General features: G+C 33.9%; 23 protein-coding genes and 1 pseudogene. 4 read left to right on the forward strand and 20 right to left on the reverse strand.

Annotated elements, in window-relative coordinates; all coding sequences use genetic code 11:
- Positions 1–15: 15 nt before the first annotated feature.
- A complete protein-coding gene (locus EGX95_RS16680) occupies positions 16–1,161 on the forward strand; it encodes a M20 peptidase aminoacylase family protein (protein WP_000729803.1) in 1,146 nt (381 codons plus the stop codon).
- 37 nt (positions 1,162–1,198) lie between these two features.
- Here the strand turns inward: EGX95_RS16680 and EGX95_RS16685 are convergent, their stop codons facing one another.
- The 4 genes from EGX95_RS16685 to alsR all read right to left on the reverse strand — a co-directional run bounded on the left by EGX95_RS16685 (position 1,199) and on the right by alsR (position 4,844).
- Positions 1,199–2,143: an ABC transporter permease gene (locus tag EGX95_RS16685; protein ID WP_000482769.1), complete on the reverse strand. Its 945-nt coding sequence runs from the start codon at positions 2,141–2,143 to the stop codon at positions 1,199–1,201.
- Entirely contained in the window at positions 2,136–3,047 is a 912-nt protein-coding gene (locus EGX95_RS16690) for an ABC transporter ATP-binding protein (RefSeq protein ID WP_000180642.1), read from the reverse strand. Before EGX95_RS16690 ends, EGX95_RS16685 begins: the two co-directional genes overlap by 8 nt.
- Positions 3,048–3,137: 90 nt before the next feature.
- Complete coding sequence (locus tag EGX95_RS16695; RefSeq protein WP_000050604.1) at positions 3,138–3,713, reverse strand: FtsX-like permease family protein; 576 nt, start codon at positions 3,711–3,713, stop codon at positions 3,138–3,140.
- A gap of 225 nt (positions 3,714–3,938) precedes the next feature.
- Positions 3,939–4,844, reverse strand: a complete 906-nt coding sequence (alsR, locus tag EGX95_RS16705; protein WP_000423223.1) for an acetoin biosynthesis transcriptional regulator AlsR — start codon at positions 4,842–4,844, stop codon at positions 3,939–3,941.
- 152 nt (positions 4,845–4,996) lie between these two features.
- Between alsR and EGX95_RS16710 the strand changes: the two genes are divergently transcribed.
- Together EGX95_RS16710 and EGX95_RS16715 are read left to right on the forward strand one after the other, a co-directional pair.
- On the forward strand, positions 4,997–5,362 hold the full coding sequence (locus tag EGX95_RS16710) for a CidA/LrgA family holin-like protein (RefSeq protein WP_000872364.1): 366 nt from the start codon (positions 4,997–4,999) through the stop codon (positions 5,360–5,362).
- Positions 5,359–6,036, forward strand: a complete 678-nt coding sequence (locus EGX95_RS16715) for an LrgB family protein (RefSeq protein WP_000578957.1) — start codon at positions 5,359–5,361, stop codon at positions 6,034–6,036. The genes EGX95_RS16710 and EGX95_RS16715 overlap by 4 nt, the downstream gene beginning before the upstream one ends.
- Positions 6,037–6,048: 12 nt before the next feature.
- Here EGX95_RS16715 and EGX95_RS16720 read toward each other — a convergent pair whose 3' ends face one another.
- Positions 6,049–6,462, reverse strand: coding sequence for an NUDIX hydrolase (locus EGX95_RS16720; RefSeq protein ID WP_000442971.1), 414 nt, complete (start codon positions 6,460–6,462; stop codon positions 6,049–6,051).
- A 140-nt stretch (positions 6,463–6,602) separates the two neighbouring features.
- Between EGX95_RS16720 and EGX95_RS16725 the strand changes: the two genes are divergently transcribed.
- On the forward strand, positions 6,603–6,803 hold the full coding sequence (locus tag EGX95_RS16725) for a DUF3903 domain-containing protein (protein ID WP_000576450.1): 201 nt from the start codon (positions 6,603–6,605) through the stop codon (positions 6,801–6,803).
- A gap of 315 nt (positions 6,804–7,118) precedes the next feature.
- Here EGX95_RS16725 and EGX95_RS16730 read toward each other — a convergent pair whose 3' ends face one another.
- The 15 genes and pseudogenes from EGX95_RS16730 to EGX95_RS16800 form a co-directional block, all read right to left on the reverse strand.
- Positions 7,119–7,874: a sulfite exporter TauE/SafE family protein gene (locus tag EGX95_RS16730; protein WP_000974648.1), complete on the reverse strand. Its 756-nt coding sequence runs from the start codon at positions 7,872–7,874 to the stop codon at positions 7,119–7,121.
- A 98-nt stretch (positions 7,875–7,972) separates the two neighbouring features.
- The gene (locus EGX95_RS16735; RefSeq protein WP_000644411.1) at positions 7,973–8,119 is read right to left on the reverse strand and encodes a BC1881 family protein; all 147 of its coding nucleotides are present in this window, start codon (positions 8,117–8,119) and stop codon (positions 7,973–7,975) included.
- Positions 8,120–8,284: 165 nt separating this feature from the next.
- Positions 8,285–10,012, reverse strand: a complete 1,728-nt coding sequence (locus tag EGX95_RS16740) for an S-layer homology domain-containing protein (protein WP_002080739.1) — start codon at positions 10,010–10,012, stop codon at positions 8,285–8,287.
- Positions 10,013–10,227: 215 nt separating this feature from the next.
- On the reverse strand, positions 10,228–10,794 hold the full coding sequence (locus EGX95_RS16745) for a hypothetical protein (protein WP_014297940.1): 567 nt from the start codon (positions 10,792–10,794) through the stop codon (positions 10,228–10,230).
- A gap of 6 nt (positions 10,795–10,800) precedes the next feature.
- Positions 10,801–11,820 carry a nuclease-related domain-containing protein gene (locus tag EGX95_RS16750; protein WP_000386799.1) on the reverse strand — a complete coding sequence of 340 codons (1,020 nt, stop codon included), beginning with the start codon at positions 11,818–11,820 and terminating at the stop codon, positions 10,801–10,803.
- Positions 11,821–11,938: 118 nt separating this feature from the next.
- Positions 11,939–13,702, reverse strand: coding sequence for an ABC transporter ATP-binding protein (locus tag EGX95_RS16755; RefSeq protein ID WP_000818394.1), 1,764 nt, complete (start codon positions 13,700–13,702; stop codon positions 11,939–11,941).
- On the reverse strand, positions 13,702–15,453 hold the full coding sequence (locus EGX95_RS16760) for an ABC transporter transmembrane domain-containing protein (protein ID WP_000862469.1): 1,752 nt from the start codon (positions 15,451–15,453) through the stop codon (positions 13,702–13,704). Before EGX95_RS16760 ends, EGX95_RS16755 begins: the two co-directional genes overlap by 1 nt.
- Positions 15,454–15,576: 123 nt before the next feature.
- Positions 15,577–15,657, reverse strand: a pseudogene (locus tag EGX95_RS16765) (YneF family protein); the annotation flags it as partial.
- Positions 15,658–15,821: 164 nt separating this feature from the next.
- Positions 15,822–16,415: a hypothetical protein gene (locus tag EGX95_RS16770; protein ID WP_123805660.1), complete on the reverse strand. Its 594-nt coding sequence runs from the start codon at positions 16,413–16,415 to the stop codon at positions 15,822–15,824.
- A 56-nt stretch (positions 16,416–16,471) separates the two neighbouring features.
- A complete protein-coding gene (locus tag EGX95_RS16775) occupies positions 16,472–17,029 on the reverse strand; it encodes a hypothetical protein (protein WP_017561990.1) in 558 nt (185 codons plus the stop codon).
- 727 nt (positions 17,030–17,756) lie between these two features.
- The gene (locus EGX95_RS16780; RefSeq protein ID WP_123805662.1) at positions 17,757–19,139 is read right to left on the reverse strand and encodes a hypothetical protein; all 1,383 of its coding nucleotides are present in this window, start codon (positions 19,137–19,139) and stop codon (positions 17,757–17,759) included.
- A 17-nt stretch (positions 19,140–19,156) separates the two neighbouring features.
- Positions 19,157–19,933: a glutathionylspermidine synthase gene (locus EGX95_RS16785; RefSeq protein WP_123805663.1), complete on the reverse strand. Its 777-nt coding sequence runs from the start codon at positions 19,931–19,933 to the stop codon at positions 19,157–19,159.
- A 517-nt stretch (positions 19,934–20,450) separates the two neighbouring features.
- The gene (locus EGX95_RS16790; protein WP_123805665.1) at positions 20,451–21,833 is read right to left on the reverse strand and encodes a phage portal protein; all 1,383 of its coding nucleotides are present in this window, start codon (positions 21,831–21,833) and stop codon (positions 20,451–20,453) included.
- A gap of 50 nt (positions 21,834–21,883) precedes the next feature.
- Positions 21,884–22,294 (reverse strand): hypothetical protein, encoded by a 411-nt coding sequence (locus EGX95_RS16795; protein ID WP_000073165.1) that lies wholly within the window; start codon positions 22,292–22,294, stop codon positions 21,884–21,886.
- 55 nt (positions 22,295–22,349) lie between these two features.
- Complete coding sequence (locus EGX95_RS16800) at positions 22,350–23,927, reverse strand: terminase large subunit domain-containing protein (RefSeq protein WP_123805667.1); 1,578 nt, start codon at positions 23,925–23,927, stop codon at positions 22,350–22,352.

Below are 23,927 nucleotides of genomic sequence, written 5' to 3' on the forward strand. Positions count from 1 at the left end.
AAGAAGGCATTATAAGTGGCAGCAAATCTAGAGCAATTAACTGAGACGCTAATTTCTATTCGTCGAAATTTACATGAGCATCCAGAACTATCATACGAAGAATTTGAAACGACGAAAGCTATAAAGAATTGGTTGGAAGAGAAAAACATTACGATTATAAATTCTAATTTAGAAACGGGCGTTATTGCTGAAATTTCGGGGAATCGTAACGGACCGCTTATAGCAATCCGTGCTGATATTGATGCCCTTCCTATTCAGGAAGAAACAAATTTATCCTACGCTTCAAAAATCCATGGAAAAATGCACGCTTGTGGGCATGATTTTCATACAGCTGCTATTATAGGTGCAGCTTATTTATTAAAAGAAAGGGAACCTTCCCTAAATGGAACTGTTCGCTTTATATTCCAGCCAGCTGAAGAGAGTAGTAATGGCGCTTGCAAAGTTATTGAAGCTGGGCATTTACATGGCGTACAAGCTATTTTCGGTATGCATAACAAACCTGATTTACCAGTAGGTACAATCGGTATTAAAGATGGTCCACTTATGGCCGGAGTTGATCGATTTGAAATTAAAATTCACGGAGTTGGTACACATGCAGCTGTACCAGATGCTGGGGTAGACCCTATTGTCGCATCTTCTCAAATTGTGATGGCACTCCAAACTATTGTAAGCCGAAATATAAGTTCTTCACATAATGCCGTCGTTAGTGTCACAAACATCCACTCAGGAAATACGTGGAACGTTATTCCTGAAAAAGCAATATTAGAAGGTACTGTTCGTACTTTCCAAGCTGAAACACGCGAAAAAATTCCAGCCTTAATGGAACGTATCATTAAGGGCGTTTCTGATGCACTAGGTGTAAAAACAGAATTCCATTTTCATTCAGGTCCTCCTGCCGTCCATAATGATGAAAGTCTTACTCATTTATGTACACAAACTGCACAGGAAATGTCACTAGACGTGATTACCCCTACTCCTTCCATGGCTGGCGAAGATTTCTCTTTTTATCAACAACACATACCAGGATCATTCGTCTTTATGGGAACGAGTGGTACACATGAATGGCATCATCCAAGCTTTACAGTAGATGAGCGAGCATTACCTATAAGTGCAGAATACTTCGCTTTGCTAGCTGAAAGGGCACTTAAACAATTTGCATAAAAAAGGAGCCGTTAAGACATATTTAACGGCTCCTTTTTTAAGTTAAATCACGTTTTAAAAATACTGTATAGGAAATGATTAAAAATACAAATAAATACAGTAATAACATACATGATGCAAACGGGAACGTTACTCCATCAATAAAGCTTCCATTCTTTGCAATACTATATAAATCTGTGTTTGCTGGCAATAAATATTTCGCCCAATCATATCTAGTTGCTGCTAGTAATGCGATGTTTCCTGATAAAGCGAGAAATAGTGAAATACCAATCGCGCCTCCGCTAGATCTTGTTAGCACAGAAATCATAAATGCAAACGCTGCGTACACAATCGTCGGCAACCACGATAAAATATAATACTTACTAGCTTCTACAAAAATATTTTGTTTTATAATATTTCCATCTTGGAAAATAAACTCGCTCCATGCAGGCTGCTGGAATTTATAAATAACAAGCCCACATAAAATGGAAAAAATCATATTAAATATAAACAATAACGCTGCAAATATGACAATTGCTAAAAACTTAGCTGTCAAAATTTTAAAGCGACTCGCTGGTCGTATTGTTAAAAATTTATATGTTCCCCAGCTATATTCATTCGCAAAAATTGTACTTGCATACACGAGGATAAACGGAAGTAATATTGGAAATACGATAAAGCCTGTATCTCTCATGAAAGAAAGTGGAGAACTACTTGCCGGTGCTGTATCTGTATCTAAATGCTTCATCTTAAGCTGATATTCCTTTACAAGCTCATCCCCAGATCGTTCCGCTAAAATTGCTCCTTTTTCCATACCTAGCTTTTTCTCAATTTCTACAGTTCGTTCTGTATAATCAGCTTTCCATCCTTTTGTTTCCGGCTCCAAATACTTTACAGTAACCCATCCTAATCCGATTATTAATACTGCAATAACTGCAAATGGAATAATCGTTCGCTTTCGCTTAAATATTTTATACAATTCGTTATACACTAAATTAAACAATATCTTTTCCCCCTGTTAATTCTAAAAATTGCTCTTCTAACGTTTTTCTTTCTTCATATACACGATACACTTGAATGTTTTTCTCAAGCAATGTACGAATAACATTTGGGATTTCTTCATCTTTTACATGAATAAGTAAATCATTACCTTTTATTAAAACATCTTGGTCTAACATTTCTGCCGCTTTATTCGCATCATCTACGCGTATACGGATTGTCTCCATCTCTTCACTTTGATTATGCTGAATATTTTGCGTCGCGACATATTCTCCGTGCTGAATAATGATAACTCTATCACACATTAATTCAACTTCCGAAAGTAAGTGACTAGATACCAGTACCGCTTTTCCTTGTTCATGTGCAATTTTCTTTATGTACATTCTCATTTCATGTATTCCACTAGGGTCTAATCCATTCGTTGGTTCGTCTAATATTAATACATCTGGATCATGAATAAGCGCTTGGGCAATTCCTAAACGTTGTCTCATGCCGAGTGAATATGCTTTTACTTTGCGATCAATGACTTGTCCCATACCTAGCAGTTTCACTACTTCATCGATACGTTCTTCTGTAACGTTACCATTCATGCGTCCGAAATATGTTAAATTCTCATAGCCACTCAAAAACGGATAAAATTCCGGTGTCTCAATTACCGCTCCAATTTTCGAGGCAGTACTTTCAAATTGCTGTTTTACAGATTGACCATCAATCCAAACTTCGCCCTCTGTCATACGAATCATGCCGACCATCATTCTCATTAAAGTCGTTTTTCCAGCACCATTTGGTCCAAGCAAACCAACTACTTCACCTTTTTTAACTTCGAAACTAATATTTTCTACAAGTGTCTTTGAACCGATTCGCTTCGTTAACCGCTCGACCTTTACAATTGATTGTTCATTTGTCATGCTATACAACCTTTCCTTCCCATTCTTTGTCAGGTCTTTACACTGTAACATGATTATTTTTATGTGTAAAATGGAAAAAGGCATGATTTCTCATGCCTTTTCTTTAAACTGAAATGAATTTTCATCTTGTAAACTTTGAACAAATCGAATACATTGCACCATCGATAATAGAAGAATAACAATCATAATTATACTCACTACTACTATTGCATATATTGTAATCGGTGCACTATTTATCCCTTGTATTCCTGTTATTTTCATAAAGATAATCGTAAATAATTTTAAAAATAACATCCCATTAACTAATCCAAAAACAAACGCTGCTCCATAAATAAATAATTGCTCCTGACATAATAAACATAGTACATCATTTCTCTTCCTATTCTCTGCTACATAAGATTTAATTTCTTCTTTCCTCGCTTGCAAAAGAGAATAAGTCATTTTATATGTAATAAACGTACATATGAAAATGACTACGATAAACAACGTGTAAAAACACATTTGAAATAAAAGTGTAGTCCCTAATTCCCCAGCAACTACTTCATTAAATTGTAGCGATATCATAAAAAACAAAATCATAATACTCATAGCAATCCACATAAATTGCTTCTTCCTTTTGGCAGCAAATGTTCTTATATTTTTTCTCGCTAACCGACATAAAGACATAAAATTCTTCCCCTACCTTATTACATACGCATTCTATACTACTAGTGTATAAAAATATGACATTTTAAACATCGCACTACAATCGGAATTTTCTCTAAGTCTTTAGTCCTAGAAAACAAAAATGAACATGTTTATCTCTTTCGTATAGAACTAAAAAAGAACACTAAAGCGGAAATGCAATTACATTTCCGCTTTAGTGTTTAACGAGGTGTATTTTTCAATAACTTAATTAATCTCATCCTCAACTTCTATTCTTTTCTTCTCTCTTGCAATTTTTAAAAACTCTAAAAGCTCTGGATTGCTATTCATTTTTTTGTAAGCGACTGACATTTCCGCAACAAAATTAGAATCATATAGCTCTTTATATACAACTTCCGTTTTATATAATTTATTTGCCGATACCGGTATTACTGTAATTCCAATCCCTGCTGCTACAAGTCCCATAACTGTTTGATATTCCGTCGCTTCTTGTACGATACGCGGACTAAACCCGACGTCGCGGCAAAGTGATAAAATTGTATCGTATAACGCTGGCCATACTGGTCTCGTAATAAATACAAACGGTTCATCCCGTAAATCTTCTATATGTATTTCATCTTTCTCTGCAAGTGGATGAGCCTTCGGTAAACATAAAGTACAGGATAGTTTTTGTATTGGCTCTAACTCTAATAATTGTGTTGGGATTGGTGGACGCAAAAATCCAATATCAATTCGATTATCATGAAGTGCATGCACTTGATCTGGAGTAGATAATTCATGTAATGCAACAGACACCCTCGGAAATTTCTTTCTATACTCCCTTACGATAGATGGTAAAATATCATATATCGCCGCACCTACAAAACCAATTGAAAGTGAGCCCACTTCTCCCCTTTGGGCACTTTGTGCAATTTCTACCGCTTTTTCAATTTGTTCGAACGCTTTTTTTACTTCTTTCAAAAACATTTCTCCAGCTTCTGTTAATTCAACCTTTCTCTTCGTTCTTGAAAATAACATAACTCCCATTTCTTTTTCTAATTGCTGAATTTGTTGACTAAGCGGTGGTTGTGTCATTTGTAAACGAGCAGCCGCTCGTCCAAAGTGTAACTCCTCTGCCACTACAACAAAATATTGCAAATGCCGTAATTCCATTTTGGACACCCTTTTCCATTTCAATTAATACGTCTAATATATTAATAACATATAATTTATATATTAGACAAATTTTTTGAATGAACGTATAGTAGAAATTGTTAATTCTTTTTTACAATTTTTATGTAAAAAAAGAAAGAGGTGGTTACTGTATGAAATGGTGGAAATTAAGCGGACAAATTTTACTATTATTTTGTTTCGCTTGGACAGGTGAATGGATTGCAAAACAGGCACACCTCCCAGTTCCAGGAAGTATTATCGGTATTTTTTTATTATTAATTTCATTAAAATTTAACCTAGTGAAAAAAGAGTGGATACAAGACGGTGCAGACTTTTTATTAAAAGAACTTATTTTATTTTTCATTCCTTCTGCAGTCGCTGTCATACGCTACAAAGATACACTATCACAATATGGAATCGATCTCATCTTAATTATTATGATTAGTACACTTTGTGTCACTCTCGTTACAGGACTCTTAACAGAATTGCTACTAAAGCGGAAAGGATCCGTGCAATGATCGGCTTTCTTTGTTTACTATTAACACTATTCACATATTGGATATCGAAGAAAATGTATCAACGCTGGAATTGGAGCTTACTTTCTCCTCTTCTCGTATGTCCTATTATTTTAATCGCGTTATTACTCGGACTAGACACATCTTATGAAACGTATGAAACTGGAGGCCACTGGTTAACAGAATTATTAAAACCTGCAACAGTTGCTTTTGCATGGCCAATCTATAAATACTTTGATTTACTTAAGAAACATGGGATAGCTATTTTACTTAATGTCATTGTCGGTTCGTTTCTATCAGTTATTACTTCAGCACTACTAGCAAATTATTTTCAAATTGATTCATCGTTAGAACATAGTTTAGCACCTCATATTGTAACGACGCCAATTGCAATGGCCATTTCAGAAATGATTGGTGGTATGTCACAATTAACAGCAGTATTTGTTGTTTTAACTGCGTTAACAGGAGCATTGCTCGGACCTTCTCTCATTCGTATATGCCGTATTAAAACAGCAATTGCAAAAGGTATTATGTTAGGAACGAGCGCAAATGGAACCGGCACATCAAAAGCATTCGAAATCGGTCCTGTAGAAGGAACGATTGCAAGTTTATCTATGCTTTTAACTGCAGGAGCTAGTTTAGTTATCGTTCCGCTTTTCTTATCGTGGATACATTGAAAAAGCAAGTGTTTACACACTCGCTTTTTTATTTATGTATTTGTTTAAAATCTCATAATCCTCCGGGAAAGATAACGTTAATTCCTTCATTTCATCTATCCTCTTCCAAGCAATTTCATGTATTAACTCATCAGGATCTTGGATTTTCATACTACCGCCTATTTTTTTTACGACATAATAATGAACGTATACAGGAACCCCATATGTAATCCCTTCTTTTTCGTATATTTTACTTACAACCTCCACATTGTAACCTGTTTCTTCCCAAACTTCTCGGATACAACATTCCTCTAATGTTTCTCCTTTTTCAAGTCCTCCACTTGGGACGGACCACCTTTTTTCTTCACCCTTTTGTCCTTGCAATACCATTAAAACCTCATTTCTTTCATTTACACATACTGCTGCACAACCTATCCATCTTTCCATATACATCCCTCCCCTACTACTATTCGTCTCCTTTTTATTTTCTCCTTGAAAAAAGAGGAAAAAAGGAAAACAATGACGAAAATTTACATCAACTTCATAGGCAGTTCCTTCTTAAAAATTAAAAACGGAAGGATGAAAGCATGATTTTTAAATATGTTGTGGAATGTGTCTTTTGTGAAGAAAATCGACAACCTCGCCAAGCTATCGTCACAGTTCCTGCTACCACTCAGCTACTAGCCATTGAAAAAGTGCGTGCAGAATGTAAACGTCGTTTCGGAAAAGCTTTATTATTACAAACTGAAATTAAAGAAGAAATAGTTTTTGAACAAAAAGAAAGCTGACCATAAATTGGTCAGCTTTCATATCCGATCATATTTTCACATGAAGATTAGGGGCATCCTCTTTAAGGATCGGGATTTTCCCATTATGTACGTTCCATAATGGTCATCGAACAATATATTTCTATACAATTAAATATTGAATAGAATAGGGCAAAACTTGTTCGCATTTTTAGAAAAGGGATAGGGATATAATTCAAGTAGTACTTCGAATACTCGAACTTTACACTCATTATATTAAAGCAAATCCTTTTATATGGGAAATATGAATTACTTACATAATTCATTCGTAAAACATATTAGTTTGCTATATTATTTTTATCCCATTAATAACATACATCCAGCGAAAACTGGTGTCATAATCATTGAAAACTTTAAAAGCATACGTGGTGCATAATTTGTAAACTTCGCACCGATATAAGCTCCTAGCATCGTCCCAATTAATACTTGCAATAATAATATATAATCTAGATACCCTTCTGAACTATACCCTAAACCACCCCCAATCGCAATGGGCAATATAACAAGCATTGTTGTTCCTACAGATTGCTGAATCGTCAATCCTAATAGAACCATTAATCCAAGTTGAATAAATGGTGCAGAACCAATCCCAAATGAACCAGCCATCATTCCAGTGACTAATCCAAGACATATACATTTCATTATGTTCTCTTTCGAAAAATCTTTAATCTCTGCTAAAAGTAACTCTTCCCTATTTTGAAACTTAATTAATTTAATAAACATAAAAATTGCAGATAAAAATAACATCCCAGCTGTAAACCAATGAAGAAGATGTCCTGGTATAAGTGAACCAATTTTTGAACCGATATAAGAACCAAGCGCTCCACATCCCCCAACAATCCCGCCTATAGTAAGTACTACATTTCCTTCACGATAATGACTTATAACCCCAGATAATGTCGTAAATGCCATAGCAGTTAAAGACGTTGCAAGTGCAACGTGAATAGGAATATGGAATACTAAAGTGAGTATCGCGATAATAAACCCGGCTCCCCCAGCTCCAACAAACCCTAATAAAATCCCCATTACTAACATCGTTATAATAATTGCCACATACTCTCCCTCCAGTAAGGCAATTATCCACCATATTCTTTCTTCTACACAAATAAAAAGCATCCATCTAGGATACTTTTTATTTCAATACTATGTACTTAATCTTGATTAATCAAAATAACCGCGGGGCCAGCGACTACTACTCCAGCTACTTCGATTTTTTCAAATTCCTTTACTGTAATAGATATAACGCCTTCTCTTTCCATCAATTCTTTACTCAGGACATCAGTCGGTATAGCTTTCACCGTCTTACCTCCTTTTCATTTATACAATATGCAAAAAACAACTTAACGCATCTATATATATGCATCACCTCCGCTTTCATTCCTTATTCCCTTCAAAACCCTTCTCTCCCTTCCGTAACGTATTGAAAAATAAAAAAAGCACTCGCAATCGCGAATGCTTTTTCATTATTTACTTTCTATTACTTTTAACATTCTATTAATAAATGCTGCCGATTCTCCACGCGTTGCAGAACCTTTCGGCATAAATTCATTATTTTCATTTCCTTTTACAATACCTAATCCATAAACACGTTGTACAGCTTGTTTATCATATGCTAAATCTTGATCTGAAAATGGTAACGAGACTAAGTTACCTTTAATTTTTTTATATTGCAGTGCACGGTCAATCATGATAACAGCTTCATCTCGTTTAATCGTATCGTTTGGAGCAAATATACCATTTCCTCTACCACTTATTATCCCAGCACTTGCTGCACGATTAATACCATCTATTAGCGATGGATGTGCTGTATTTAAGTCATTAAAATTCGATGATCCTTCAGGTAGCTGCAATGATCTTGATATTAAATTTGCAAATTCACCACGTGTCACAAGGCGCTCTGGCCAATAAGAACCTTTTCCATCTCCAACCATAATACCGCGCTTATCTAATTCACGAATGTCTGCTTCATACCAACCACCCGTTATATCATCTTTATGGTTCGCATCATAATAAACTTTCGTTCCTTGCAAGAATGGTTCCCACCCATTATTTTTAATCATAATGGCTGGACAAATCTTCCCACTCCAAAATTGATGTTTTTTCACATTTTCTAAAGGAATATTTAATTCTCCCATTAAATAAGCTGCTAGTTTACGAGCATTTTCAACAGCTTTATTATAATCACCATCTTCGTTTACAGCAATTTCAATCGCAATTGATTCTCGATTCCCAGTTCCTTCAGCTCCATCTCCAGCATGCCAAGCATTTTCATTTAGTGGGAGATGCTGATAAATCTCTTTATCATCTACCGTAAAGTGCCACGACGCTGAACGATCTTCCGTTCCCGTTGCTTGGTTATATAAATATATCGCATGGTTTCTAGCATTTGCCCCAACATTATAATTATCGGTCTCATGAATCGTAATATACTTCGGGTTCATCGCATAACCTGGACGAATATTTTCATTTCCTTTTGGTACAATCATTTCTTTTAAAGGTACACCATAAATATCCGTTGTTTTCTCTTCTATTGGCGCAGCATACATAGCTGCTGCACGTTTTGTACGTGTTGGTGCTGCATCTTGTATAAGTGAAGCTTTTATTCCTTCAAATTTTGCTGAAGGTGAATGAATCCATTTCATCTCATTATTTATTTTTACTTGGAACCATTCTCCCGCCTGTCCAATTGCTTGAATAGTTTGCGGCTCCAGTACATTTTCTTCTTTGTATGAAGTAAATGGTTCAGAGTAAGTAGAGCTTTCTTCATTAATAACTAACTTTTCACTTAATAACGGGTGAATTTCTTTAACCTCTACATTTCCATCACTATTTTGTATCCATCCCGTTCCCGATGAAGTTTGAACATAGTAAGCGTTTCCTTTTCTCTTCTCAGCTTTTACGACTTGATTCGAAATACGAATCCCTGTCTCTTTTTGAAAATTACTAGAATCGTATAAAGGTACTTCTTTCACTATATGTACAAGAAACTCACCTTGCACTTCACTTCTTACTCCTTTATCTTCCCCTCGACCATCTTCATCTTTCATATGGTTTTCAATACTTTTTAAAGCTTGTTCTTCAGATGAAACTGTAACAGTTTTTCCAAGTTCATTAGCATAGGAATAATTTGGAATCGTTACCATACTAAATACAATTGATGCAGCTAAAACATTATGAAATCCTTTTTTCATCATACTACTTAACACGCATATCATTAAATTCGTGTTAAAATTCCCCTCCTCAACCAAAATATAGATTATCTACTAAACTATTAAGCAACATAACCATTTACAATATAACAGACTCATTCCAATTCGTATAGATAGGAATGACTACTATTTGCCTACATTTACTATATTGGAATATAAAAAAGAAGCTATAATATATAGCTTCTCTCTACGGTTCTTTAATCGGTATGCACCTTATATTCCAAAACTTTACCATCTCTATCAAATTGTAAAACAAGATGTTCACTATCTATGGGAATAAAGCCACGTTCAGTTCCAAGATAGTACGAAGTGATAACCCCGTTTTCTTCATTTCTCGTTTCAGTAGGCATTCCTAATAATTGTGTAATTTCTTCATTTGATTTTCCTGTTAATTTATATTTTTGCAATAGATCATCTACCATATGTACCCGTTTATCTTCAGCGTGTAACCACCGATCTTGGTTAAACTTGGAAGTGTACGTATTCATACTTAATTGTGCAGTACATACTACTAACGGAATAAGTGCTACTATTAATACTCCCGACATTTGCTTCTTTTCTTCATTACGATTTTTAGCAACATATAAGATCGACTTTTGAATCATAACTAATAAAACAAATGGCATGACTATTATAAAAATGCTCGTTACACTTAATGACGTATGAGCCATACCAATAATAAACATAAGAGCAAGATACATGAGTATATACAAACAAATATAAACATACAAAATACCCCTTAATATAGCACTCAGAAAGCCCACCTCTTTTTAATTCATTATATAATTCATTCGATTAATGGTTTCTCGAAGTTTTTCTAACTCTTGACCTGTATATATTACTTTCCCCGTTAAGAATTCATTTCTGAAAAACGATACAAGTTGCTCTCTATCTTTTAATCTCGCCGTTTTTTCTTCAGAAAGATCTAACACTTCTTTCCCATTCTCATTATAAAAATATACAATCGGATTTATGTTTTCCTTTACAATATCAACTTGCATTTCTTTCAAACAATTGTATAGAATATGAGATAGTTTCTTCGCTCTATATACTGGGTTCCCTTCATTTTTCACTTGTATCGTTAATGAATCTTCACCTGTAATATATTCAAACGTCTCTTCTTTCTCTATCTCTTGTTGATACTTGCCAATTTCATCAATCATAAATGAATATGTACTAGCATTTTCTTTCGTTAAGCCATGAATTAATTTCCCTGTCCATTCTTTCGTTTCAAGTACATACATACCCGTTTTACTTAAAACAAGATGATGAATTCGAAAATCATTTCTTCCATGCTGATTTCTCATAAAAACATTCGGCATAATATGAAATTCATTATCTAGTATTATGCCTTGCTCTACGAAGCCACGCTTCATATACTGTAATGTTTCGTGTGTACTCACTTCGGCTCCATTTTTCGTATACTCTCGCAAATCTGCAATTAACTTTTGAAACATATGTATTTCGTTACTATGTTTTTCTTGCATTTCACTGCGTTCTTTACTATGTTGCACAGCTAATTGATTTTTCATCATGCGCATATTTTCAAGTTCTCTCGCTGCACTTATTTGTAAATCATTATATTTTTTCTGTTCTATATTTTTTAATGTATTTTGCTGCTCTTTATGTTCTGTAACCGTAGCTGCAATTTCATTTTCGTACGTTTCAATTGCTTGTTTTTTTTCAAATTCCGCTTGCTGACTCTCTGATTCTAACTGTTTATTTTTATAAAACAGCACGAATACTGCAGCTAATAATAATAAAATTACACCTATTAACACGTAATCCATAATTCTTCTCCTTTATTTCATTTCCTGCTTTTTTCCATTCACATTTCTACTACATTATACTATGTAATTCCTATATTTTTTGTAAAAATTTCACACGCAGTCAAAAGACCTTGTAATTCTACAAGGCCTTTTGTAAACTTCCTTTATTTTGTAGTAAGTACATATTATAATACAATCCTTGTTCACTCAGTAATTCTTGATGTGTCCCTCTCTCTACTATCTCTCCATCGTGCATAACAAAAATTTGATCTGCATCTTGTATGGTAGATAATCTGTGTGCAATTGCTATCGTCGTCCGTCCTTTTCGCATTTGCTGTAACGCTGTTTGGATTGCATCTTCAGTTTCTGTATCAATATTTGCTGTTGCTTCATCTAATACTAACACTTTCGGATTCGTTGCTATCGTTCTAGCGAAAGCAATTAATTGTCGTTGACCACTAGAAAATGCAGCTCCTCTTTCTACTACTTCCGTTTCATACTGCTCTGGTAATTTTTCAATAAACGTATTCGCTTGCACAAATTGTGCCGCTTCTTTTACTTCTTCATCCGTAATTTCTTCATTATACATACGAATATTTTGCTTTACATTTCCCGCAAATAAAAATGCATCTTGCAATACAAGTCCTATTTTCTTTCTAATTTCTTGTTCTTCAAATTTCTCTAACTCTACACCATCTATTACAATATTTCCGGACTTAATATTATAGAATCTCAGTAATAAATTCATAATAGTACTCTTTCCGCTGCCAGTGTGCCCAACGAAAGCAACCGTTTGCCCTTGTTTCACGTGAAAAGATACATTTTTTAAAACATCACGTTTTCCATCGTACGAAAAAGTAACATTTTTAAATTCAATATCTCCATTAATAACTCGAGGATTTCCATCCCCTTTTTGAACTGGCGCTAAATCTTTCTCATCCATTAAATGAAATACACGTGATGATGAAACCAGTGCCTGTTGGAAAAATGATAATTTCATCATCATTTCATTTACAGGCTGGAAGAAACGATGGATATAGTTAACAAACGCATATAAAACGCCTACTTCAACAGGACTCTTCAAAGCATCAATTCCAAATAAACCAAGTACTAACGCAATAGCTACAATATGAACTAAATCAGTTGCTGGACGTAAAAGCAATGCATCTAACTTTAATGTACGTCGCCCTGCACTATAATGTTTATTATTCACTTCTTCAAATTCTTTTCTCATGCGCTTTTCTTGTCTGAACACTTGAACAATATTCATCCCTTGAATGGACTCGTTTAACTTTGCATTTAACACACTTAATTGATTACGGACTTCTAAATAAAAAGCTGCACTTTTCCGACGATATAGCACCATAATCGCAAACATGATCGGAATTAATACGAGAGAAAATAGCGCTAATTTGACATTTAATAAAAACATCGCTACTAAAATCCCTACTAAAAATACGATATTTTTAACAAATGTTGATAATACACTGACATAAAAGTCTTTAATTGCTTCTGTATCATTCGTTATGCGCGATACAAGCGTACCAATCGGCGTACGATCAAAGAAACTTAATGACAACTTTTGAACATGCTCATATACTTCAACACGCATATCTTGAACAATTTTAAAAGCGATATTTTGAAAATATAACAAGTCTAAATAAGTAAATAATACTTTTAATAAGTGAGCAACAATATACACTACAAATAGAGTAACAAGTGCTGATTGATCAAAGTTACGTGGTACTAAGTGTTCATCAAGGAATTGTTTAATTAAAAAAGGACCCATCATTTCTGTTACAGTTGCACCAACTAGAAATAAAAATGCTAATGCTAACAGTCCTTTATATGGCCTCATATAAGACAGTAATCTTCTTAAATCGCTCTGTTTTTTCTCAGCCATCATACGCCTCCTTTCTCGACTAATGCTTCTAACTGCTGGCTCTCATACATTTCTTTATACCAACCATGTTCTTTCATTAGTTGTTCATGTGTACCTCGTTGTACAATTTTACCTTCATCCACAACAAGAATAAGATTGGCATGCTGAATTGCACTTAAACGATGGGCAGTAATAATTGTCGTTTTCCCTGCTCTCTCCCTCTTTAAAGCATTTAAAATCGTTTCTTCTGTTTTTGCATCTACTGCTGATAAACAATCATCTAAAATTAATATTTCAGCATCCGTTAATAAAGCACGCGCAATAGAAATTCTCTGTTTTTGACCTCCAGATAAAGAAACGCCTCTTTCCCCAACTACTGTTTCATATCCTTCTGAAAATTGAAGGATGTCATTGTGAATACAAGCAATCTCTGCAGCACGGGTAATTTCATTATATGTAGCATCCGCCTTTCCAAAGGCAATATTCTCCCCAATACTTGCTGAAAATAAAAAATGATCTTGCGGCACATATGAAATGGCAGAACGGACACCGTAAAGTGTTACATCGCGAATATCCCGCTCTCCAACTTTTAATTCACCATTAAAATGATCATACTCACGGATTAAACATTTTAATAAAGTCGTTTTCCCTGCCCCTGTACGTCCTACAATCCCTAACGTTTCCCCTTTCTTCAAATCAAAATGAATATCTGTTAAATGTAACAGTTCATTTTTCTTATACGAAAACGAATCAACCGCAAATGAAACATCACCGCTCGCTATTGTATGCACAGCATTTTCTCTATTTACTACATCTGATTTTTGTGAGAGAATTTTTTCTACACGGTCATACGAAGCACGCCCACGCTCCATAATATTAAACAGCCATCCAAACGCTAACATTGGCCAAACGAGGGTACCTAAATACGTCGTAAATGTAACGAGATCACCTACTGTTAATTCACCTCTCACAACTAATACTGACCCGTAACATACTGCGATTAAAAAAGAAAATCCTACGATAAGAGCGATTGTTGGATCAAATAACGAATCAATACGTGCAACTAACATATTTTTATGTACGACATCTTCTGATTTTTTTCGAAACGCTTGTAAATCTTCTTTCTCCTGTCCAAGCGATCGAATTACCTTCATCCCACTCATACTCTCTTGCACTTTATCATTGATTTCCGAAAACGATTGCTGTGCTTTATGAAACCTTTTATGTAATAAAGTTCCGTAATAATTTGTCGATATTGCTACAATCGGCATTGGAATTAAGCTTAACAATGTTAACTTCCAACTAATTGTAAAACCCATCGCTACGAGTACACATCCCCCAACAGCCAATGAATCAACAAGTGTTAAAACACCCGCCCCAGCAGTTTGCTGAATTGCTTGAATATCATTGGTCGCGTGCGCCATTAAATCACCTGTGCGATTTGACTGATAGAAAGATGGACTCATCTTTGTAAAATGTTCATACAAATTTTTCCGTAATTGGCGAGCTAACTTTAATGAAGACCCAAAAATCATAATACGCCACACGTAACGTAATATGTACATCGTAATACCTACGAGTACTAAGAGTACAACCCATTTTAGTAACTTATCAGTCGTTAATGTTCCCTCATTAATTTCATCTACAACAATCCCAATCACTTTTGGTGCTACAAGTTCTAAAAGTGCAACGCCAAATAATAAAATAATTCCGGTTATGTACGCTCGTTTTTCTTGTTTAAAAAACCACGCTAAATTCATAAACACTTTCATATTTTTCCCCCTCTCTTAAAATGAGCGATGTTTTCAGTTTACCAAAAATACAGAATTTTTAAAAGTTTTAAACTCTGTCCATATCAAAAAGAAAAGACACTCTTAGCGAGTGTCTTTTAGCGCTTATTTCATTTGTTGCTTGTTCATTGCGCTCATCATTTGATTGATTTTCTTTTGGGAAGGTTTTTGTCCCATTTGCATCAAAAACCTTATATATCAAGGTTTGATGACTATTTCCCACCACTTTTTCTGTTAAGAAAAATATAGCACATCTTCATTTACCTTGTCTATAAATTTACAATATATTATACAAAAGTGGTTTATCATTCATCTATTTTCCAAATCGTCACTTCACACGTTAAAATAATTTACTGCTTTTGTATAAAATCTTTCATCGAAGCCACCGAATAAAAACCATTATCTGTATTATCTAAAGGAAGAACTTTTCTTATTGAGTCAATATCACTTAACATTTCCGATAATAATGCTTTGACTTTCTCTTCATTATCTTTTCCTTGATGATACTTGACTGCTTCATTTATGAATGTAATTGAGTTTGTTGATAAATTTTGGAGATTATTTTCTACACTTTTATATTCTTTTGGTAATAAATCTATCTCTATAGTTCCTTGGATATCCTTTGCATATTTCTCTATCCCTTTTAAATTGTCCTTTAATTTCTTATCCGTAGTGGCTTTATTACTTAAATCGTTTGCAACATTATCTAAACTAGATGTTAAACGGATTACATATAAAGGCATTGTTTTTAAAACCGCTTGCCTTCCCTCATCTTTCTTTTCCTCCATTTGAGCATCCTCTTGTTCTTTTGCCCTATCCTCTGTTTTCGAATTTTCTTCAAATGCTTTATCTGCCAACGTTTCTTCTTTTTTATTTTCACATCCCATAAGCAATAAAAAAATCGAAAGCATCATAAAAATAGATATAACTTTTCCTTTTTTCATATACTCACCTCTTAATAAATGTTTATCTATATTAAAATTATATAATTCATTGTTTATTAATCTGCCAAAATACCAATAAAAGCAAAAACTATAACAATAAAAATAATTAAAATTACACCACAACCAACAATATCCATAGTTTGCCCTTTATCAAATTGTTCTTTCCTTCTTTTATACTGTTCTGCATCATATTCCATATTAATAAATTCACTGTTTCCAGAACGTTTATTTTCTTCTACTTGTTGCAAAAGTTTTGTATACAATTTAATATCACATTCTATTAAATCGACATACCCATTATGATATCTAATTATTACATTAAATGTGGAATCATTTTTTGCAGACAAAGCCCCTGCTAATGCTCCTGCACCACCTAAGGCAATGTTGCCAATAACCCCTCGAACCACAGCACTTTGTACATTTTTCGCACTATCTTCACTCAAAATTTCAACCATTGAAATATTCTGCTTCCATTTTCTGGTCTCAATATTTATCAGTTCACTTTTCACTTTTTGTCCAATAATCAATTCTTGATTACGCCAATTTAATGTATACCCTTCTTTTAGTATCTGTCCTGTTACCGTCACCCCTGTAAATGGTTCCAATTTCCCCATCGGTATGCCCACTTCCCTCTAATAAATTTTGCACTTTATTAATAAAAATATCATACTTTTCCATACATATAAACTTCCTATTACGTACTATTAAAGAAATTTTAAACTTATTCCAAATAATCATGAGACAAATATACAACCCTATTTCATATTCCTTTAAAATTCAGTTTAAACATTCTTTTTATTATGTAAAAGAACGGGCGAAGCCCCACCGAACGAAGTGAGGTAATGAGCCGAAGGCGAACGGGAGAGCGTTAGCGAAAGAAAGATAGGGGAGCGCTAGCGACCTTCCTTTTATACTATCTATTCTTTTTACTATCTATTTTCTATACCTATCACTTTTCGTCCTAAAATGGACATTTTCTGATGAACTAATTTCGCTTTTTGACCAAAACAGGACAAAAAATGATACCCATTGCAGTTTAAACAATCATTTTAACACTACAAAGTGTCTAAGAGGGTGTCAAGATTAATAATTAGGTACTTTTGAGACAGGATAAAAACCTTTGTTATCAAGGGGTTTGAGGATTCTCTAATTTGCTAACTTCTTATATAGAAAACCAAATCACGAAAACGAAAATCAAAAAGATTCCCACCTCAAAAACGACCTCTCAAATTTGCTTGTACCAGATTTTAAGAACTAATCCAATACCAAAACATCTAAAACAACTAGAGCGCCATATAAAGAAAAATAAAGGCATATCATGAGATACACCCAATATTTCTATTACCAAGGGTCACCGCTGTCAAAATTATTTTGAACTGTTACATTTCCAAAAAACTTCTCTGAACCTAATGTCTCTATTTCACCATTTATAAAACGTGCACAGATTCTACCAGAATAAGTACCCTCACCTCTGTTAGTCCATTTATAAGACATTACATCTTTATCAAAGTTTAATGAGTAAGAATATGTACCATTACGATATAGATAAAGTGCATAACCAACGAATCCAGAATAGTTTTCAGCATTAACATCTTTGCCCCATGTATAAGTAACTATCCCATCTCCATCTTCGGCTACTTCTCCTACTGCTTTAATATCCATTGGTGATACATTAGTTTCATAATTGTTAGGTGGTAAAGGTTTAACAGTTTCATCTTTAATTTGAAATTTATTAGATGTCTGCGCTAAACTTCCTTCATCTTCTACATATGTATTAAATAGAATAGAAACCTTAATAAAATACTCACCTGCTTGCAAGTTTGTATAATTAATAGAATCAGATATAGTTGTAGTAGTTGAAATCTCCACATTATCCTTTAAAAATACAACCTTATATCCCTCCCATTCACGATACCTAACTTTATTATCATCGTGTGTCCAAGAGAAACTAATCTCTCCAAGAGATGTAGGTGTTTGATTTTTAATATCATAACCCTTAATTTCACCAACATTGGTTTGTAATCCATTAGGAGCACTAGGTAATGTAGGTGTTACACCTTCACGGTAGAATAAAGAATCATCAATTTGACTTTCCCAATCAGTAGGTCTAGTTTCTCTCCAATAAATTTCATTAACATAATCAGAAAAAGAAGTTGTATTGTCCAAACGACAGGTAACATTTAAATATCCCTTCTTTTCAACAGATACACCGATAATACTATAATTTTTGTTTCCTATAATTATTTGTCCATCGCTTTTACCAACAAGTTTCATAATTTTTCTGGTCAAAGAAGTATCCCTTACAAACACATGAATCTCTGAATCAATTGTAACCATTGATACTGTACTTTGATAATGCTGTGTGTAATCACTTGTGCGCTGAATAACCGCAGGACATTTCAAAAGATATTTACTTGTTTCATCCGCATACTTTAAATTAAATATGATATTGTGCTCACACTGTCTCATAATCCCTTTATAATTCTCCGAACGTGGTACAGTTACTTGATTCCAAATCATCCAATACATTTCTTTATAATAGATGTAATCACCACGCATCATTGCAAAATTGGTTGAAAGATATTTATCATTAAATTCTCGAGTATCAGTATTTGTAATAATTCCATACTTCTTCTCACCATTTACATACACTTCTTGACCTGCTAATGACATCATGTCATTGAATGCGTTATATTGCAGTTTAAAAATATTAAATTTATCCATTTTCTTATCCTCCTTTCTTATTGAAATAAATTGAAGAAGTTGCTAGGTGCAGAATCTTCATTTGGCATTTGACGAATCTTCTTTTCTAATTGGTCAACTCTTGACTGCAAATACTTAGCAAAACTGTCAATTGTCATATCATCTTGTCTATAGTTTTTGATTAAGTGTGGTTGGTTTGCAATTGAATTTAAGATTGCTAGTGCAGTCGCATAAATTGCTTTCTTATTGGCTTTTGACGATGCATTGTAAGTTGCATCACCGTTAATTCCTTCTTCCTCTAGGTACACAATTAATTCTTCATACGGCAATTCAATACCACCGATTTCCATTTTTAATCTATCGATATTATCCATATCTATATTCTCCTTTGTAATTGATTTGTTATATATTAAGCATTCATGAGAGTTACAAACTAATCTGTTAATGTACTCTTGAATGTAAGTTGGTGTATCCAATGGTTCATTGTTATAGAGCCAGATTCCTTCATATGTAAATACGAATATATGCGTTTTAGCGTTGTGGTGTTCCGTAATGTAAAATCCATTCAATTTGATTCCATTAACTTCATATCCCATGTTCTCATCATCTTCAAAATGAATAAGGGTTGCACCATATGGAGTAAAGGACAATTCTTGATACAACATACCTGCAACATATGGATAAATCGCTTCATATTGTTCAGTTGTCATTAGTGGACGTTGTTTGATTGGATTTAATGTTAGGTACGTTGATTTGATTTTATTTTCGAGATATAATAGAGATTGGCTAGGTAAATTTAGGATAGAATCAAACATCATGGATTCTCCTTTCTGAAATTTTTTAGGGTGTGTGTTGAGAGGTTGGCTATAGGAGTATTTCGCTAACATGGGGTAAACGTTTTGTTCGGATACACCCACTCAACAGGACAAAAAATGAACAATAAACGAATAATAAAGTATCCCCATAATACTAATTATGTGGTAGTTTACATAATTAAGGTTATAGGAAGTCCTATCACACGAACGTCTATTGACAATTCAGTCAGAACGTTCGTTTTTTGTTTTACGTTCATTTCCTTCCAAACGCACTTATTCGCCAACCCAAAAACGAACAAAATCGAGTGATTAGAACGTTCGTTCTCTATATACCTCCCTCATTTTTGTTCGCTTATTTTCTGGCTCGGCTCATCCTCGCACACATGCATTACTTAAAAGTGTGTCGCATGAAAGTAATACCTTTACACCACTAAACATTGATATATCAATATTTTTGCCAACTCCCCACACACAATCACAACACTTACATATGTCACGCTTGCTCCTCGACTATACCCTATTTCTTAGTTGCAACGTCTGCTTTTACATCCATTGTCTTTGCTTGCTCATGCTCATTGACCTTGTTATTGACTTGCTTCTGCTCACTAACTCGTTTCTCACGTTCAAGTATACGCTTCAACTCTAGGTGTTCATTGCTAACATATGGATTGATTGCAACCAATGACTCCATACTGATTGCACCAACATCATACATCTTAACTAAGTTATCAATGACCTCTGTCTCATTGACTGGTCTTGCATAGTGGAACACCATATCTAACGAGTCAATAGCATCTTCACTGTATGCCTTGCCTTGCTTACCTAACAGACCCACTACCTTGCTGTTGCGTTGCTCTAGTCCCTCTCTTAGGTAACGCTCGTTGAGTCCACCCTTCATGTCAGCAAGTTGATACAGCATTCTCATACTCATCTCTGATAAGTTACTTACATCAGAAGCATTCAATGCTACAGCAGGAACACTTGCAATGTTAATCAGTTGTTGCATAAGTGTATTGAAGATTACCTCAAATGCCTTATGATTGACACCATTACTTACCATCTTAAAGTCAGCACCATCATCTAAAGTAATTCCACCACCAACGATATGAGGATTCAGCCCCTCTCCTTTTAGTTGTTGCCCAATAACTACTGGGATTGGATTATGATGTTTATAGAATGAATCACTAAACTTAGATAATAAATCCTCCATAGCATCAATGATGTTAATAAAGTCATCTAAATCGCTCTTTCCAAATGTCGTGCTCAATTCATTATCTGTTTTATAGTGAATTGGTAGACCACTAACATTCTTATAAGAACCCACAACACGTAAATCCATTCCTCCAATTGTTGAATACTTCACTACTTCCTCTAGTGTATAGACAACATAGAAGTCACTCTCTAATGATGTATAATACTCAACAAATGCAATCATCTCGTTCTCATCATTATAGATAGGATATCCGCATTCTGTCGGTACGACCTTACTGCTCACATTTCCATCATCTTTGATATACACATACTCATATGCATTACCATACTTAACTAAGTTATTTAGCAGGTCGAAGTCAATCTTGTCATAATTACCTTTCTTATACACCCTCTGCATATCTCCAACAATTTTTTCCTCACCAGTAAAAGTTATCGTTTTTTTTAATAGGTAAGTAGTTTCAAGGTTCACAATTAACTTTGCATACTGTAATAAAACTTGTCGTTGTTGATATGGTTTATTATTATAACTTTCTACAACCCTATTTGAGATAGCATGTTTACCATCCAAATATTTTTTCTTCTCAATTGTGTCTAAAATTCTTTTCTGATTTTCAAAATGAGATACTTCATCAACAAACCAGAATTGGTTACCGTTATGTACGGTTTTAATATAATCTTTTAAATCCATTTCTTTCTTCCTTTCCAAAATAAAAACACCCTTTAAAAGGGTGTTTAATTCTAATCCACATTTATTGTTCCGGGAATTACACCGATAACTTGGTCTAAAAACAAAGTAAACTCTGACATGCGGATTGTGTTATTATTATGTATTATCTTTACATCTTCAAGATAAATCATTACATTTGATTCTTCTAATGCTTTATCATCATTTTCTACTAATCCATGCACCATCGCTAATGCAAGGTCTCTAACTTTAACCTCACCATTCTCTTCCTGCACTCTTTTAAATTGTTCTATAAACTCTTCCTCATTGTCTAGATCGTATTCTCTTATAGTCGCTAGCGCTCCCTCAATATACCCAAAACTAGTTAAAAATGTTACTTTAGGTACTGCTTTTCCACCTGCCTCAATTGCATGAAATAATGACCTAACATATGACCTTTTTAAATTTAATTTTACATTACTCATCTAAATATCATCTCCTTTTAATCAACATAATTCGACAAAAGGATACAAAAACCTTTTAAACATACCATTTATTTTGTTTAATACCTTGAATTGCTAATGCCATAGCAATTACACAATCATCATGTTTGTCATTACCTTTTTTATTTCCTGTTTTCCCATCTGTTTCAATGAAAATCTGCATTTGCTCTAGTGTTTCTTGACAGTTTATAAAAATCACTTCTAATTCGAATTGTTCTTTTAAATCTGTAATCATAATATTTTTTGTTACTTGTGTAGTTTGATATCCTAGTTGTAATTGTTTTTTACCTGATTGCTGATTAAAAACTTTATGCTTGTACAAATTCATATACTCATATTCTTTTCTTAAACGTTCTAAGATTGGCGTACCAAAAGAGTTTCTTTCTACTGTTAAAAAAGCATAATTATAAAACTTCCCAATGATATCAAGTAACTTAGCAAATTCATAAACAGGAATTTTATTGTCGTAAAAACTTAACACCTGTTCACCGTCTGCATTTAAAATTGAGATAGTAGAATAGTCACCACCACTACCACTTGCAGTATCCACACCACCATAATAACGGACACCCTCAACAGGTAATTCATAAATCATTAACGATTTTCCAATGTATTTTGCAATACTATCTGGAATAAACATTTTTACATCTCTATATAGAAATGGTTTTTTAATATATTTTAAGCGTTCGACAATCTTTTGTTGGTCGAAAACGTTTAATCCACTACTGATAAATGATTCCATTGGGGTTGCAGGAAACTCTTGATAAAATTGTTGTAAAGTCATATCAAGTAATTTCCACCTGCGCCACATTAACTGTTTAAGAGTAGCACCTTGATTATGTAAAAATATTTCATCTTGCTCTAAATCATCTTTAGTAAGACGCTTTCCTTTATTATTTTCTTTGTACCATATTTCCGCTTCATCATAATCATCTTTGAATTGTTTTGCGTATGAGGAAGAATAGAAAGGGAAGAAAAATGCTTTGTATTTTGAATTTCCCTTATATGCGTTCATGAAGAGTTTTTGATAGGAGTTGAAACCATTTGAAGTTGTTTCAATTACTAATTTTGATGTTTTACTCTTTGCCAATGCTTGTTCTGCTGATAATAATATTGAATCTTGATTCTCATAAAATGCAAATTCTGATAGTAAAATGTATTCATATGTTGTACCACGACCTATATCTTTACCTCCTGCTGTTGCAAGTGTAATAGATGAGCCATTATCAAATTTCAATTGGTTACGATTGTTTTGTGTATCTTTCGGAAACTTAAATTTGTCATGTGGAAGGTCATCGTACATCATTTTTAATTTGTCAAATAATGATGTTGATGACTCCTGTTTATAGGAAACTACCATGTAATTTGTTCGTGGTCTGTTCATTGCCATCCATAAACACAAAGCCAATGACATTGTACTAAAGCCAATTTGTCTTGCCTTTGCAATTACGTTAAAACGTCCCATTTCATCAATGAATTTTTTTTGTTGGTCATTGACCACAAAATGTATGTATTCGCCTGTGTTTGTCGTAATTTTGACGAAATTTTTAAGCCATAATACAGGGTCATTATTAATCAATTCTAGTTTTTCTTTTGTTGTTAATTTCTTGCTCAC

The sequence above is a fragment of the Bacillus sp. FDAARGOS_527 genome (assembly GCF_003812125.1).
Classification (GTDB): Bacteria; Bacillota; Bacilli; order Bacillales; family Bacillaceae_G; genus Bacillus_A; species Bacillus_A paranthracis.

What these genes read in the sequence shown, in the direction of transcription:
- EGX95_RS16750 (WP_000386799.1), bottom strand. Translation starts at nt 11,820, where the DNA reads ATGGATTACGTGTTAATAGGTGTAATTTTATTATTATTAGCTGCAGTA.
- EGX95_RS16690 (WP_000180642.1), bottom strand. Translation starts at nt 3,047, where the DNA reads ATGACAAATGAACAATCAATTGTAAAGGTCGAGCGGTTAACGAAGCGA.
- EGX95_RS16785 (WP_123805663.1), bottom strand. Translation starts at nt 19,933, where the DNA reads ATGTTTGATTCTATCCTAAATTTACCTAGCCAATCTCTATTATATCTC.
- EGX95_RS16795 (WP_000073165.1), bottom strand. Translation starts at nt 22,294, where the DNA reads ATGAGTAATGTAAAATTAAATTTAAAAAGGTCATATGTTAGGTCATTA.
- EGX95_RS16780 (WP_123805662.1), bottom strand. Translation starts at nt 19,139, where the DNA reads ATGGATAAATTTAATATTTTTAAACTGCAATATAACGCATTCAATGAC.
- EGX95_RS16715 (WP_000578957.1), top strand. Translation starts at nt 5,359, where the DNA reads ATGATCGGCTTTCTTTGTTTACTATTAACACTATTCACATATTGGATA.
- EGX95_RS16770 (WP_123805660.1), bottom strand. Translation starts at nt 16,415, where the DNA reads ATGAAAAAAGGAAAAGTTATATCTATTTTTATGATGCTTTCGATTTTT.
- EGX95_RS16760 (WP_000862469.1), bottom strand. Translation starts at nt 15,453, where the DNA reads ATGAAAGTGTTTATGAATTTAGCGTGGTTTTTTAAACAAGAAAAACGA.
- EGX95_RS16720 (WP_000442971.1), bottom strand. Translation starts at nt 6,462, where the DNA reads ATGGAAAGATGGATAGGTTGTGCAGCAGTATGTGTAAATGAAAGAAAT.
- EGX95_RS16740 (WP_002080739.1), bottom strand. Translation starts at nt 10,012, where the DNA reads ATGAAAAAAGGATTTCATAATGTTTTAGCTGCATCAATTGTATTTAGT.
- EGX95_RS16710 (WP_000872364.1), top strand. Translation starts at nt 4,997, where the DNA reads ATGAAATGGTGGAAATTAAGCGGACAAATTTTACTATTATTTTGTTTC.
- EGX95_RS16755 (WP_000818394.1), bottom strand. Translation starts at nt 13,702, where the DNA reads ATGGCTGAGAAAAAACAGAGCGATTTAAGAAGATTACTGTCTTATATG.
- EGX95_RS16695 (WP_000050604.1), bottom strand. Translation starts at nt 3,713, where the DNA reads ATGTCTTTATGTCGGTTAGCGAGAAAAAATATAAGAACATTTGCTGCC.
- EGX95_RS16790 (WP_123805665.1), bottom strand. Translation starts at nt 21,833, where the DNA reads ATGGATTTAAAAGATTATATTAAAACCGTACATAACGGTAACCAATTC.
- EGX95_RS16725 (WP_000576450.1), top strand. Translation starts at nt 6,603, where the DNA reads ATGATTTTTAAATATGTTGTGGAATGTGTCTTTTGTGAAGAAAATCGA.
- EGX95_RS16775 (WP_017561990.1), bottom strand. Translation starts at nt 17,029, where the DNA reads ATGGGGAAATTGGAACCATTTACAGGGGTGACGGTAACAGGACAGATA.
- alsR (WP_000423223.1), bottom strand. Translation starts at nt 4,844, where the DNA reads ATGGAATTACGGCATTTGCAATATTTTGTTGTAGTGGCAGAGGAGTTA.